Genomic DNA, 12,653 nt, shown 5'->3' on the forward strand with positions numbered 1-12,653 from the left:
TTTCCAGGTTCCCGCTTTCGCGTTTCCCTTTCCGGCGGTTCCGACTCTATCAGATCCTTTCGGCGTCTGACTCCCAGTCAGGGGGGTTTGTCCTCGCGGCCGTTGGGCCGTTCCGACGTCTCAAACCTTAGCGGATCCGCTCGGCGATTCCCAATCGGGGCACCGTGTCCCTATTCGAATTGAATTCCGGCATGCCGAAATCAGCCCGTCGGGAGATCCTGCTTTGGTGTGAGGTGCCGCTCGCGGCGGCGGAGTGTCACCGGAGAACCGTTACGGCTCCGTGGCAACCCGAAGAACTTTACGGATCGGACAGGGGGGTGTCAAGCGACCCTGTCAAGATCTTTTCAGCTGGACCCGGGGGTCCTTCAGTCCAGGTCGCTGAGCCGGCCGCCGGCGTCCGGCTGGGCGTGCTCCACCCTGCGCAGGAGCCGGGTCAGCACCTCCCCGAGGACCGTGCGCTCCGCCTGTGTGAGGTCCTGGAGCAGGTCCTCCTCGAAGACGGTCGCGAGCCGCATGGCCTCCAGCCACTTCTCGCGGCCCTCGGGTGTCAGCTCGACGATCACCCGTACGCGGTTCGTCTCGTCGCGCTCCCGGGTGACCAGGCCCTCCGTGACCATGCGGTCGATCCGGTGGGTCATGGCGGCCGGAGTGAGACCGAGCCGCTTGGCGAGCTCGCTGGGCCCCATGCGATAGGGGGCGCCGGAGAGGACCAGCGCCTTGAGCACCTCCCACTCGGCGTTGCTGATGCCGAGGTCGGCCGTCTGGCGGCCGTACGCGACGTTCATACGGCGGTTCAGCCGGGACAGCGCCGACACGATCTTCTCGACCTGGGGGTCGAGGTCCTGGAACTCGCGCTGGTAGGCGGCGATCTGTTCTTCGAGCGTCGGCTCGGTGACGCCGGGAGTGTCGGCCATGGCGGCAGTATCGCACGGCGCTGCTTTGCCTTGAAGTCCTTCACTGTGTACTCTTTAGCTTCGAACTTTAGCTTTGAAGTCTTCAGGTCTAACTAGTGAGAGAGGTGAACGTGACCAGGGCGATGGGCGCAGCGATGCGCCGGATCCACGTGGGCAACGCACTCAGCGCATTCGGGCTCGGTTTCACGGTCCCCTACCTGTACGTCTACGTGGCGCAGGTGCGGGGGCTGGGGGCCATGACGGCGGGAACGGTGCTCGCCGTCTTCGCCGTGGCCGCGCTGATGGTCCTGCCGTTCGCCGGCCGGGCGATCGTGCGGCGCGGCCCGCTGCCGGTCCTGCTCGCCGCCCTGGTGACCGCCGCTCTGGGCGCGCTGGGCCTCGGGCTCGCGGGCGGTGCCGTGAGCGTGCTGCTGGCCGCCGCGACGCTCGGCGCCGGGCAGGCCGTGACGCAGCCGGCGCTGGCGACGATGATCGTGGACTGCTCGTCGGCGGACACGCGCTCGCGGGCGTTCGCGACGCAGTTCTTCCTGCAGAACCTGGGGCTCGGCGTCGGTGGTCTCATCGGCGGTCACCTGGTCGACACCACGCGCGTGTCGTCGTTCACGCTGCTGTTCGCCATCGAGGCGGCGATGTTCCTGCTGCTGGTCGTCGTGATGGCCACGGTGCGCATGCCGTATTCGCCCCGACTGGCGGACGCCCCCGCGGCGTCGGTGAAGGGCGGCTGGAAGCAGTTGCTCGGAAACCGGGCGATGGTGCAGCTGTCCGTGCTGGGCTTCGTGCTGTTCTTCGCCTGCTACGGCCAGTTCGAGTCGGGCCTGAGCGCCTACGGCGTGGAGGCCGCCGGGATATCCACCTCCGCGCTGGGCACCGCGCTGGCGGCGAACACGCTGATGATCGTGGTCGCCCAGTTCGCCGTGCTGAGGTTCGTCGAGCGGCGGCGGCGGTCCCGGGTGATCGCCGGGGTCGGTCTGATCTGGGCGGTGGCCTGGCTGGTCGCCGGGTACGCGGGCCTGGGCCACGGCAGCCAGGAGATGGCCACGGCCGCGTTCGTGTCGACGTACGCCCTGTTCGGGCTGGGCGAGGCGATGCTGTCGCCGACGGTCGCCCCGCTGGTGGCCGATCTGGCGCCGGAGGGCATGGCCGGGCAGTACAACTCGGCTTTCGCGCTGGTCAAGCAGCTGGCGCTGGCGGTGGGTCCGGCGGTCGGCGGACCGCTGGGGGCGTCGCTGCACGCGCCGTACGTCGTGACCTTCCTGCTGTTCTCGCTGGGTATCACCGTGCTGGCGCTGCGGCTGGGCCGCCGGCTCACGGTCGCGCAGGACCAGCCGTGGGTCGCGGCCAGGAGCCGTGTGGTGGCCCGGGGCGGAGCACCCGCGGAGAGCCTGGCCGCGTAGGGGCAGCGCCTCCGGACGGCGCGCACCCCTCCTTCTCGGGCATGCGCGCCCCCAGGGCCTCTGGTTCGGATCAGGCCTGATCCGAACCAGAGGCCCTAACCCTTGGGCAGCAGGAACTCGCACCACACCGCCTTGCCGCCGCCCGGCGTCCTGCGGCAGCCCCAGCTGGAGGCGATCGTCGCCACGATGGCGATGCCCCGGCCCGACTCGTCGCCCGGTTCGGCGCGGCGGCGGCGCGGCAGGTGGTCGTCGCCGTCGGTGACCTCCACGATGAGCCGGCGGTCGGTGCGGCGCAGCCGCAGCCGCATGGGCGGCGTGCCGTGCTGGAGGCTGTTGGCGACCAGTTCGCTGGTGGCGAGGACGCCGAGGTCGTGCAGCTCGGCGGGGAAACGCCAGCTGGTGAGGACGCCGGAGGCGAAGGCACGCGCGCGTGGGGCCGCCTCGACACCGCCGAGGAGTTCCAGGGCCGCGTTGTGGAAGAGCTCGCCGTCGGGGCCCTTGCGGGCCGGGTGCTGGAGGACGAGGACGGCCACGTCGTCGTCGTGGTCGGCGGTGACGCCGGCCGAGCGGACCAGGCGGTCGCAGACGACCTGCGGGGTGCCGGTCGCGCCCGCGAGGGCTCTTTCCAGGGCGGCGATGCCCTCGTCCAGGTCCTCGTCGCGGCGCTCGACCAGACCGTCGGTGTAGAGAACCGCCGTGGCGCCCGGGCCGAGGGCGATGGAGCCGGAGGCGTGCATCCAGCCGCCGGTGCCCAGGGGCGGGCCGGTCGGTTCGTCGGCGCGGGAGACCGTGCCGTTCTCGTCGCGGACCAGGATCGGCAGATGGCCCGCGGAGGCGTACACCAGCCGGCCCTCGTTCGGGTCGTGGACGGCGTAGACGCAGGTGGCGATCTGGTTCGCGTCGATCTCGGTGGCGAGGCCGTCGAGGAGCTGGAGCACCTCGTGCGGGGGAAGGTCGAGGCGGGCGTACGCGCGGACGGCGGTGCGCAGCTGGCCCATGACGGCGGCGGCGCGCACGCCCCGGCCCATGACGTCGCCGATGACCAGGGCGGTGCGCCCGCCGCCGAGCGTGATCACGTCGTACCAGTCGCCGCCGACCGCGGCCTCCGTGCCGCCGGGCTGGTAGGTGGCGGCGATGCGCAGGTCGTCGGGCTGCTCCAGCTCCTGCGGGAGCAGGGAGCGTTGCAGGGTGACGGCGGTCTCGCGCTGGCGCCGCTCGCTGGCGCGCAGGCGTTCGGCGGCCTCCGCGTGGTCGGTGACGTCGGTGGCGAAGACGAGTACGCCGCCGTCGCGGTCGCGGTCCTCGGACACGGGCGTGCAGGTGAAGGTGTAGGAGCGGCCGTCGACGGCCTTGCGGGACTTCAGGGTGCGCGGCCTGCCGCTGCGCAGCACCTGGTCGAGGAGCGGGAGCAGGCCCAGTTCGGCGAGTTCGGGCAGCGCCTCGCGCGCGGGTTCACCCGTGGTCCGGGGGCCGAAGGCCGCCGTGTAGGCGTCGTTGACGTAGGCGATGCGGTGGTCGGGTCCGTGGACCAGGGCGACGAGGGCCGGGACACGGTCGAGGACGTCACGGGTGGGCAGTTCGTCGACCGCGGGCACCGCGGGGGCGTCCCCGGGCCGCTGTGCCGCGCGGGCCGCGGGCACGGAGCCGTCCCCCCGCCGGTCCGGGGGGACCGGGGTGTCGGGCCGCGCTGCGGCGCGGCGCTGCGTTCCGGGGAGCCGGGCGCTCCAGCGCGTGAAGTTCACAGTGGGGCAGGCCTCGTGGGTGCTGAGGGAGGGCGGGCGGGTGACCCGCCCGAGGACGTGGGCAGTCTGGCAGGGAGCGGGCCGTGGCGGCATCCGTCAGACGCCTGTGCGGTCCGTGGAGTTCCTGGGTCCGGTCAGGACGACCCCTTCGGGCCGTCCGAGGGGCCGGGGGAAGGCTTTCCACCGGCCGCCAGTTCGAACTCCGCACGCGGATGTTCGAGTGATCCGAGCGAGACGATCTCCCGTTTGAAGAGCCCTGCGAGGGTCCATTCGGCGAGCACCCGGGCCTTGCGGTTGAAGGTGGGCACGCGGCTGAGGTGGTAGACGCGGTGCATGAACCAGGCAGGGTAGCCCTTCAGCCGGCGCCCGTAGATCTGTGCGACCCCCTTGTGGAGGCCGAGTGCGGCGACGGAGCCGCCGTACTTGTGCGCGTACGTCTCAAGGGGTTCGCCGCGCAGCGCGTGGACGATGTTGTCACCGAGGACCTCGGCCTGGCGGAGGGCGTGCTGGGCGGTGGGGGCGGTCTCGGTGCCGGGTTCGGCCGCGGTGACGTCCGGGACGGCCGCCGCGTCGCCCGCCCCCCAGGCGTGCTCCACGCCGTCGACGGCCAGCCGGGCGGTGCACCTGAGCCGGCCGTGTGCGGTGAGCGGCAGGTCGGTGGCGGCGAGCAGGGGGTGCGGTCTGACGCCGGCCGTCCACACGACCGTACGGGTCGGGAAGCGCTGGCCGTCGCTGAGGACGGCGACGCGGTCGGCGCAGGAGTCCAGGCGGGTCTCCAGCAGCACCTGGATGTTGCGGCGGCGCAGCTGGGTGACGGTGTAGCGGCCCAGCTCCGTGCCGACCTCGGGGAGGATGCGGTCGGATGCCTCGACGAGGATCCACTTCATGTCCTCGGGACGGACGTTGTGGTAGTAGCGCGCGGTGTAGCGGGCCATGTCCTCCAGTTCGCCGAGGGCCTCGACGCCCGCGTAGCCGCCGCCGACGAAGACGAAGGTGAGGGCGGCGTCGCGGACCGCGGGGTCACGGGTGGAGGAGGCGATGTCCATCTGCTCGATGACGTGGTTGCGCAGCCCGATGGCCTCTTCGACGGTCTTGAAGCCGATGCCGTACTCGGCGAGCCCGGGGACGGGCAGGACGCGGGAGACCGAGCCGGGGGCGAGCACCAGCTCGTCGTAGCCGAGGAGTTCGGCAGCCCCGCCCTCCTCCGCGGTGGCGAGCGTGGTGACGGTGGCGGTGCGCGTCGCGTGGTCGACGGCGGTCACCTCGCCGATGACCACGTGGCACCGGTGCAGGACGCGGCGCAGCGGTACGACGACGTGGCGAGGGGAGATGGCGCCGGCGGCCGCCTCCGGGAGGAACGGCTGGTACGTCATGTAGGGGTCGGGGGTGACGACGGTGATGTCGACCTCCCCCCGTCTGAGCTCCCCCTTCAGCCTTCGCTGCAGGCGCAGGGCCGTGTACATCCCGACGTAGCCGCCGCCGACAACGAGAATGCGCGCACGTTCCTTCACCATCCCATGACGCACCCGTCTCTGTTGTTTGTCCACAGCCCCGGCAAATTGTGTGACCGGCGGCCGGAAGTGCGCGGAGGCGGGCGGGCTGTTCGGGCGGGACGAAAGGGGGCAGGTCAGGGGGTGCGGACGACAGGGTACGAAGGTGCGGTATCGGGACGTACATGACCCGTACTCCGATCGGGGGGCGCACTGTGCGGAATCTGCCCCTTCTGAATTGACGCCCTCTCAACTATGTTCATGTGTCGATGGGGTGTAGGGACTGTGATCGAGCGGGGCCACGACGGGTGGGTCCGGTCGGGACCGAAGTCAGTTGCCCGCATTCCGGACTCAGGCGGGGAGAGTCTCCGGGGGGAGACGTCATTACCGGGGGAACACATGCATGTTCAGGACACGCACTGGTCATCCGCAACCGCTGTCGCGCCTCATGGCGGCGCGATGGGCGCGGCGGGCAACGGACGCGCCGACGGGGCGCGTACGACGCCGCTGCGCGTGGACGCACAGCGCAATCTGGAGCACGTGCTGCGTGCGGCACGTGAGGTTTTCGGCGAGCTGGGGTACGGCGCGCCGATGGAGGACGTGGCGCGGCGCGCTCGGGTCGGTGTCGGCACGGTCTACCGGCGCTTCCCGAGCAAGGACGTGCTGGTCCGGCGGATCGCCGAGGAGGAGACGTCGCGGCTGACCGAGCAGGCGCGGACGGCGCTCGGACAGGAGGACGAGCCGTGGTCGGCGCTTTCCCGGTTCCTGCGGACGTCCGTGGCGTCGGGGGCGGGGCGTCTGCTGCCGCCGCAGGTGCTGCGGGTCGGCTCCGCCGGTTCGGCCGAACCGGGGGGCCCGGCCGGCGGCGTCGGCTCCGGGGAGTCCGTGGGCCTGGCCGGCCCGGTCGAGGACGCCCGGGTGCCCCAGCAGCGCACGCAGTCGGGGGCCGGCGAGCTGCGGCTGGTGCCGGAGGAGGCTGCTGGGGTGGCCGACGACGCCGGAGCCGGGGCGCTGCTGGAGGTCGTCGGTCAGTTGGTGGAGCGGGCGCGGGCGGCGGGTGAGCTGCGCGCGGACGTGTCCGTGTCCGACGTGCTGCTCGTCATCGCCACGGCGGCCCCGTCGCTGCCGGATCCGGCGCAGCAGGCGGCGGCGTCCGCCCGGTTGCTGGAGATCCTGCTGGAGGGGCTGCGGTCGCGGCCGGCCTAGGCACCGCCGCTCGCCCCGGATTCGTCCGCGCGGGATGCCGTCACCACCCGCGTCACCCACGCCGCCACCGCGGCCGGGTGGCGCGGGTGGTCCGCGTTCGGGGTCGGGCCCCTTCGCCTTCCCGGCTCCCGGGTGGGGACCGGGGCGCCCGGCGAACCGTGTCAAGCCGCTGATCGCTGACCGCAGTCGCGCGTGGACGGTGGCGCGGGGCGGCGGTGCGGGGCGGTGGCGCGCCCTCGGCGGCGGAAGGCTGTCCATCCCCGGGGGCTCGGCGCCGGTGGCTGTGGGGGAGTTCCCATTCGCCGTCGCCCGGTCGCGTCTGGCCCCGAGTGCTTCCAGTTCACCCGTTCGGGTGCGGCTGTCCGGTGTGCGGCGCGTTCGCCAGGACGAGTGGATGAGGGCGTGAGGGGGGCGTCGGGGACGCGGTTGTGTGTCACGCTGAGCCGGTGACGGAACGGGGTGGGCCTGGCGTAGGGGGCGTTCCGCGATGAGTGTCGACAGGCGGGACGGGCCCCTCGGTGACGGTGAGCCCGACCGGGCCGGCGCGTCCTTACCCCAGGTGCCGGGTCAGCGTGGCCGCGGAGCACGCTCCGGTCGGCTCGGCGACGCGGGCGTGCCCGCGCAGCGCGCCGGAGACGTGCCTCCGCCGGCGCCGGGCGCGCCGCCCGCCGACGGTGAGCTGATCGCTCGGATGCGCGGCGGTGACGACTCCGCGTACGAGGAGCTGTACCGGCGGCACGCGGACGCCGTACGCCGGTACGCGCGAACCTGCTGCCGGGACGCCCACACCGCCGACGACCTGACGGCGGAGGTCTTCGCCCGCACACTGCAGGCCGTCCGCGGCGGTTCGGGACCTGAGCACGCCGTGCGCGCGTATCTGCTGACGTCGGTGCGCCGGGTCGCCGCGCACTGGACCGCTTCCGCCCGGCGCGAGCAACTCGTCGACGACTTCGCCGCCTTCGCCCAGCAGGCCGCGCGGCCCTCCGGGGGAACCGACGGCACCACGGCTGCCGGTTCCCTCGGAGCGGGGCCGGACGCGGGCGCCGACGTGCACGCGATGCACGAGGCCGAGCGGTCCATGGCCATGCGCGCCTTCCGCTCGCTGCCGGAACGCTGGCAGGCCGTGCTGTGGCACACCGAGGTCGAGGACGAGTCGCCGAGCGAGGTGGCCGTCCTGTTCGGGCTGGACGCCAACGGCGCCCGGGTGCTGGCCAGCCGCGCCCGTGAGGGCCTGAAGCAGGCCTACCTCCAGGCCCACGTCAGCGCCGGCCTCGCCGACGGCGGCGAGGAGTGCGCCCGCTACGCCGGCCGGCTCGGCGGCTACGCCCGCCGCAAGCTGCGCATCCGCGCGGAACGGGGTCTGCGCGCGCATCTCGAGCAGTGCGCCCGGTGCCGGCTGGCGGCCGCGCAGATCGAGGAGGTCGCGCACGGTATTCCCGCTGTCGTCCCGGTCGCCGTCATCGGCTGGTTCCCGGCCGCCGGGTACGCCAAGGCGCTCGGGATCGCGGCCGGAGGCGGCGGGGCCGCAGGTGCCGCGGCGGGGGCCGCCGCCGGTGCCGGATCGTCCGGTGGCGCGGGGACCGGCGGCGGGGCGGCCGCCGCTTCGGAAGTACTCGGGGCGCCGGTGAAGGCGGGTATCGCGGCCGGTGTGGTCTCGGTGGCCGTCGCCGTCGTGGCGCTGGCCCTGGCCGGCGGCAGCCATCCGGCCAAGGACGTGGCCGGACCGTCACCGTCCGCCCCGGTCGTGCGGTCGGAGCCACCGCTGTCCGCGCCGACGGTGGCCGATCCGACGGTGGCCGATCCACCGGTGGCCGATCCGACGGTGGCCGATCCACCGAAGAAGAGACCGGCGCCGAAGCCGGTGGAGCTCGCCCCCGAGCGGGCCCGGACGCCGTCACCGTCCCCCACGCCCGCCTCACCCCCCACCGCGCCCCGCACGCCCGCACCCGAGCCCACCCCGCCCCCGACGCGTGCGCCGACGGCCACACCTACGCCGGAGCCCGACCCGGCCCCGACGCCCCCGATCCCGCCGGCCCCGGCCGTCTACGAGTTGGGCGGCCTGCGCTACGACGTCGTCGGGGACGGCACCCGGCCGGAGATCGCACTGCGTGGGAGCAGCTGGGTCTGGCAGCGCCACGGCATGCGGATCGACGGCCGGCGGTACGCGGGCGGGGCGACCGTCCACGGCGAGTCCTCCGTCACCGTCGCCCTCAATCGCCCGTGCACCGCCTACGACGCGCTGGCCGGCGTGGACGACCTGACGCCGGGACCCGGAAAGGTCCTCTTCTCGGTCTACGCGGACGGGGTCCGGCTGTGGCGGTCCGGGACGGTCGGGGCCCGCGACCGGGCCGTCCCCGTCCATCTGGACCTCACCGGGCGCAGCACCGTCCGGCTCGTCGTGGAACCGCACGGCAGCGCCTTCGACCGGGTGGCCCTGGCGGACTGGGCGGAGGCCCGGTTCACCTGCCGGTAGCGGCGGCGAACCCGGACCTGTCCGGCGGACGAGGCCGGAATCGCGGGCCCGGCCCTACCGGCCTTCGGCGGCGGCTGCCGTCCTCGCGCTCAGCTCGCGCAGGACGCCCGCCACGTCGAGGGTCGCCCCTCGCGCCCGCTCGGCGGCGAACCGCTCGGCCGGCAGTGCCGCGCGGGCACCGGCGAGCACCCGTGCGGCCTCGCTGTGCTCCGGCTCGGGGCGCGGATGGCCGTCGCGCCAGCTGTCCGAGGCGGCGTACAGCCGTAGCGCGCCCGGCAGGTCGCCGAGGCGGGCCAGCAGCCCGGCGGCGGTGTCCACGAGCCCCGCCGTGATCGATTCGGCGCACCGCCTGTCGCCGGCCTCGCGCAGCGCCTCGGCGACGACCGGAAGCCCGTGCGCCGGGCCCGACTCGTCGGCGGCGAGGAGCGCCTCGACCCCGCGCAGGGCGGCCAGGAACTGGGGTGGCGGGGTACCCCCGTCCGCCATCGCGCACGTGGCCTCGTACATCTCGCGGGCCTGCGCGGTCCGCCCGTCGTGCAGCGCGATGTGGGCGCGCAGCAGCAGCACGAAGGCCCGGGACTCCAGCACCGCGTACCGGTCGGCGGCCGCCCCGGCCTCGTCCAGGGCGGTCAGCGCGGCGTCCCGGTCGCCGGAGCGGTAGGCGATCTCGGCGAGTCTCGCCATCAGGAACGGCGACTCGGCGTACGCCCCCACCTCGTAGGCGAGGCGCAGTGCCTCCTCGTACTCGGCGCGCGCCTCGTCGAACCGGCCGCGCGCCATGGCCGCCTCGCCGGCCGCGCTGCACACCTGCGCCCGCATCCAGCGGTCCCCGACGCGCCGGCTGAGCGGCCGCAGCTCGGCCAGGGACTCGTCCACGCCCCGCAGGTTGCCCGGGGAGTCGACGGTGACGTGGGTGCGGTACATCAGGCACACCCCGATCTCCCACTCCCCTCCGTACACACGGCAGTTGGCGACGGCCGCGGCCATGTCGGGGCCGCTGTCCGCCGGGTCGCCCAGGTAGTAGGTGGTCATCGGCCAGATGAGGCCCGGGAGCCGGGCGGCCTGCGGACCGCCCCGCTCGTAGGCGGCCCGGATACGCGCGACGTACCGCGGGGCCCGCTCGTCGGACCTCAGGTGTTCGCTGCCCAGCTCCGACGTCAGCAGCAGGTCGAGCATCCGCAGGTCCATGCGCAGCCAGCGCAGTGGATGCCCGCCCTCCCCGTCGGGGGCGGTGAGGAGGGCGTCCACCGGGTCGGCGGACTCCATCCGCTTCTCCAGGGCGTCCGGGGGAGCCCCCGCGGGCAGGCCGTCCAGGGCCACCCCCAGGCGGAGTACCAGCCGGACCCAGGCCACCGCCTCCTGCCGGTAGTTGCGCAGCCACCAGAACCAGCCCATGGCCAGGGCGATCGCGCCCGCCTCCGGCTCGTCACCGGTGCGCACGGCACGGTCGAGGGCCGCGCGGATGTTGTCCAGTTCGGTCTCCAGGCGGGCGATCCAGGGCAGCTGGGCCGCGGAGCGCAACAGCGGATCGGCCTCCTCGACCAGCGCCCGCACCCACGCGCGGTGCCGGCGCTCGGCCGCGGCGCGCAGACCGGGGACCTCGGCCGCACGCTCGGTGGCGTACTCGTGGATGGTCTCCAGCATGCGGTAGCGCATGCCGCTCGCAGCGGCGTAGCCGTCCGGTCCGTGCGAGGCGACCACCAGGGACTTGTCCACGAGGGCCCCGATCAGGTCGGCCGCGGGGCCGGTGCACACGGCCTCGGCCGCCGCTAGGTCCCAGCCGCCGGCGAACACGGACACCTCGCACAGCACCGTGCGTTCCCGCTCGTCGAGCAGCTCCCAGGACCAGTCGACGACCGCGCGCAGGGTCTGCTGGCGGGGCAGGACCGTGCGGCTTCCGGTGGTGAGCAGGCGGAAGCGGTCGTCGAGCCGGTCGGCGATCTGGCGCGGGGTCAGCAGCCTGAGCCGGGCGGCGGCCAGCTCGATGGCGAGCGGCAGACCGTCCAGGCGGCGGCAGATCTCCCCCACGGCCTCGGTGTCGCCGAGCACGGCGCCGGCGTCGGGACGGACGGCCTCGGCGCGCTCGGTGAACAGGCGGTGCGCCTGCTCCGGGACGAGAGGTTCGACCGGGCGCACCGACTCACCGGGGACGCCCAGGGGTTCCCGGCTGGTCGCGAGGATCGTGAGCGCGGGGCAGTGGGTGAGGAGGGTTTCGGCCAGGACGGCGGCCGCATCGATGACGTGCTCGCAGTTGTCGAGGATCAGGAGGTGGTCGCGCGGGGCGCAGTGCTCGATCAGCAGGGCGGTGGGGTCGGTCTGACCGATCGCCATGTCGCTGGTGTGCAGCACCGTCTCGCGCAGGCCGAGCGCGCTGACCACCGCGCCGGGCACCGCCTCCGGGTGGTCGAGCGGGGCCAGTTCGACCAGCCAGGCCTGGGGGAGCCCGGCGGCGGCCTCCTCGGCGAGGCGGGTCTTGCCCGAGCCGCCCGGTCCGGTCAGGGTGACCAGGCGGGACCTGTGCAGGTCGGAGCGTATGGCCTCGAGTTCCGGTTCCCGGCCGACGAAGGACGTCAGGCGGGGGCGGAGGTTGCCGGTGCGCTCGGGGGGCCGGGGGGCGGGAGGCGGCGGCGTCGGTGACTCCGGGGACGTGGGTGTCCGCGGTGTCGGCGGTGTCCTCGGGAGCTGCGGTGTCCGCGGGAGCTGCGGTTCCTCCTGCCGGAGCAGCGAGGTGTGCAGGGACCTCAGTTCCGGGCCCGGGTCGGTGCCGAGGGTGTCGGCCAGGGTGCGGCGGGCCGACTCGTAGGCCGCGAGGGCGTCGGCCGGACGGCCGGTGTCGCGCAGGGCGCGGATGAGGAGGGCGTGCAGGGGTTCGTCGTAGGGGTGGGCCGCGGTCAGCTCCTTCAGCTCCGGTACGGCGTCCTGCGCGCGGCCGAGGTCCAGGGCCGCGGCGGCGCGGGCGCGGGTCGCCTCCAGGCGCAGGGCCTCCGGACGGGCGGCGGCGGTGCGGTCGGGGAGGTCGGCCAGGGCCGGGCCGTGCCAGAGGTGGAGGGCCTCGGTGAGGGTGCGGTGCGCGGTGGCGGGGTCGCCGGCGGCGAGTGCCTTGGTGCCGGTGTGCGTGAGCCGCTCGAAGACGTGCAGGTCGACGTCCTGCTCGGTCGCCTCGAGGCGGTAGCCGCCGGGGGCTGAGGCGATGGCGTGCCTGCCGAGGGCGCGGCGGAGGCGGCCGATCAGGGCCTGGAGGGCGGCGGGGGCGTCCTGGGGCGGGTCGTCCGCCCAGACCTCGTCGATGAGGGTCTCGGGGGTGGTGGTGCGGCCGGGGCGCAGGGCCAGGGCGGCGAGGAGCGTGCGGAGGCGCTGGCCGCCTATGGGGAGGGGGGTGTCCTGGTCGTCTGACGCTCGGGTCGGGCCGAGGATTCTGTACCGCACCGGGTCAT

General features: G+C 74.2%; 7 protein-coding genes. 3 read left to right on the plus strand and 4 right to left on the minus strand.

Going from position 1 to position 12,653, the window contains the following annotated elements:
• Positions 1-365: 365 nt before the first annotated feature.
• A complete protein-coding gene (locus tag IE177_RS15185) occupies positions 366-914 on the minus strand; it encodes a MarR family winged helix-turn-helix transcriptional regulator (RefSeq protein WP_190015869.1) in 549 nt (182 codons plus the stop codon).
• Positions 915-1,036: 122 nt separating this feature from the next.
• On the opposite strand from IE177_RS15185, the gene IE177_RS15190 reads away from it, so the two are divergent.
• Positions 1,037-2,308: an MFS transporter gene (locus IE177_RS15190; RefSeq protein ID WP_190016208.1), complete on the plus strand. Its 1,272-nt coding sequence runs from the start codon at positions 1,037-1,039 to the stop codon at positions 2,306-2,308.
• A 95-nt stretch (positions 2,309-2,403) separates the two neighbouring features.
• Here the strand turns inward: IE177_RS15190 and IE177_RS15195 are convergent, their stop codons facing one another.
• Entirely contained in the window at positions 2,404-4,050 is a 1,647-nt protein-coding gene (locus tag IE177_RS15195) for an ATP-binding SpoIIE family protein phosphatase (protein WP_190015870.1), read from the minus strand.
• A 134-nt stretch (positions 4,051-4,184) separates the two neighbouring features.
• Positions 4,185-5,564, minus strand: a complete 1,380-nt coding sequence (locus IE177_RS15200) for an NAD(P)/FAD-dependent oxidoreductase (RefSeq protein WP_190015871.1) — start codon at positions 5,562-5,564, stop codon at positions 4,185-4,187.
• A gap of 375 nt (positions 5,565-5,939) precedes the next feature.
• Between IE177_RS15200 and IE177_RS15205 the strand changes: the two genes are divergently transcribed.
• Complete coding sequence (locus tag IE177_RS15205) at positions 5,940-6,746, plus strand: TetR/AcrR family transcriptional regulator (RefSeq protein ID WP_190015872.1); 807 nt, start codon at positions 5,940-5,942, stop codon at positions 6,744-6,746.
• A 487-nt stretch (positions 6,747-7,233) separates the two neighbouring features.
• On the plus strand, positions 7,234-9,219 hold the full coding sequence (locus tag IE177_RS15210) for a sigma-70 family RNA polymerase sigma factor (RefSeq protein WP_190015873.1): 1,986 nt from the start codon (positions 7,234-7,236) through the stop codon (positions 9,217-9,219).
• Between the two features lie 54 nt (positions 9,220-9,273).
• Here the strand turns inward: IE177_RS15210 and IE177_RS15215 are convergent, their stop codons facing one another.
• The gene (locus tag IE177_RS15215; protein WP_190015874.1) at positions 9,274-12,645 is read right to left on the minus strand and encodes an AfsR/SARP family transcriptional regulator; all 3,372 of its coding nucleotides are present in this window, start codon (positions 12,643-12,645) and stop codon (positions 9,274-9,276) included.
• Positions 12,646-12,653 lie beyond the last annotated feature (8 nt).

It is taken from the genome of Streptomyces lucensis JCM 4490, assembly GCF_014650035.1.
Classification (GTDB): Bacteria; Actinomycetota; Actinomycetes; order Streptomycetales; family Streptomycetaceae; genus Streptomyces; species Streptomyces lucensis.

Bases quoted from the DNA above. Each gene is read 5' to 3' on its own strand.
- IE177_RS15190 (WP_190016208.1), top strand. From the start codon at position 1,037: ATGGGCGCAGCGATGCGCCGGATCCACGTGGGCAACGCACTCAGCGCA.
- IE177_RS15210 (WP_190015873.1), top strand. From the start codon at position 7,234: ATGAGTGTCGACAGGCGGGACGGGCCCCTCGGTGACGGTGAGCCCGAC.
- IE177_RS15205 (WP_190015872.1), top strand. From the start codon at position 5,940: ATGCATGTTCAGGACACGCACTGGTCATCCGCAACCGCTGTCGCGCCT.
- IE177_RS15200 (WP_190015871.1), bottom strand. From the start codon at position 5,564: ATGGTGAAGGAACGTGCGCGCATTCTCGTTGTCGGCGGCGGCTACGTC.
- IE177_RS15185 (WP_190015869.1), bottom strand. From the start codon at position 914: ATGGCCGACACTCCCGGCGTCACCGAGCCGACGCTCGAAGAACAGATC.